This window comes from Hominiventricola sp. (genome assembly GCF_057604405.1).
In genome coordinates this window covers 1-1,585 of the sequence record NZ_DBLYVB010000087.1, presented here as the reverse complement: position 1 = coordinate 1,585, position 1,585 = coordinate 1, and the positions used below count along the sequence as shown (strand labels likewise).

Below are 1,585 nucleotides of genomic sequence, written 5' to 3'. Positions count from 1 at the left end.
AACTGAGCCTTTCAAGCACAAAGCTGAATGCAGTACGGGATGGAAACATCCAGAAAACACCAAATATCACACTGTCTGGAGATCACAGAAACTATGTGACACTGAGTGTACCAGAAAATGTGACAGCACATAATCTTTCCAAAGGAACAAGTGTTACAAATGGAAAAATCCAGATTTATGGTGGAGATACATTCTATCTGTCCGCAGATTTATTACTGACAGGCAGTTATGCTTCCGGCAACTTATATGGTTCTGTCGGAAAGACATGGAGAACACTGGTGTTGACAACCGGAGATTCCAAGCAGGATATCGGTGTATTTGAAAGCGAAACAGCAGCGCCGGTAAGCTTCAGTGTACAGTGGCTGAATATGACACGCATTGAACTTATGAAGAAAGATGTCAATACACAGAATCCACTGTCAGGAGCAGTTTATGGTATTTATACTGATAAGAAGTGTGAAAATCTGCTGATGACAATGTCAGCAACCGGAACAGACGGAAAAGCAGTCAGCGATTATTTTGATTCTGCACTGAAAACAGTGTACGTGAAAGAGATCACTGCTCCGACAGGATACAAACTGAATACAGAAGTATATAAAGTGGCTGTTACTGCCGGAAAGACAATGACTGTAACAGCAACAGATGAGAGAGTCACCGGAAAGGTGAAAATCGCAAAGATCGATAAAGAAACACTTGCATTTAAAGCGCAGGGGGACAGTGTTCTTCGTGGTGCTGTGTATGGTCTGTATGCAAAAGAGGACATCGTGCATCCGGATGGCACAACAGGGGTTCTGTATAAACAGGACAGCCTGATTGCACAGGGAGTCATCGGAGATGACGGAACACTGGAATTTTCAGAATTATACCTTGGAGAAATGTATGTAAAAGAGATCACTCCACCGGAAGGATATACACTGGATACTACCAAATACGAGGTATCAGTAACTTATGAAGGTCAGGATGTTGCCGAAGTGACAAGAGACCTTACGGTAAAAGAGCAGGTAAAGAAACAGGCATTCCAGTTAATCAAAATCAGTGAAGATGGAGAGCAGACAGAAACAGACCTGGTTGCAGGAGCAGGATTTAAGGTATATCTGATCAGCGACCTGACACAGGTAAAAAATGGAAAACTGAAGCCAGCCAATGGAGAAAGCTATACAGCAAGCGATTTCAAAAATTATGACTTCAGCAAAGAGCAGGTTGCAGTTACTTACGAGAATGGAACAGCCGTACCAGTACCAGAACTGATCACTGATACAAAAGGATATGCAGTCAGCCCGGAACTGCCGTATGGAAGTTATGTTGTAGTGGAAAGTACTACCCCTGAGAATTTGAAAACCATTGATCCATTTGTTGTAAATGTGGAAAATGACAGCAGAGAGCCAATGCAGTGGAGAGTATTTGATGACCGCCCGTTTGAATTTTTGCTGAAAATTGTAAAGAAGGATGCACAGACTGGAAATACTGTTTTAAAGGCTGGTGCTTCTTATAAGATTTACGATGTGACAAATAAGAAATATGTGGAACAGGTTGTTCAGTATCCGAAGAAAGAAAAGATCAGTGTATTCGAAACAAACGAGGAAGG

Annotated in this window: 1 protein-coding gene; it reads left to right on the top strand. The window is 42.0% G+C overall.

Going from position 1 to position 1,585, the window contains the following annotated elements; translation table 11 throughout:
* The coding region (locus ACZMB2_RS14220) for an MSCRAMM family protein (RefSeq protein ID WP_487597198.1) at positions 1–1,585 on the top strand (1,585 nt) is incomplete at both ends.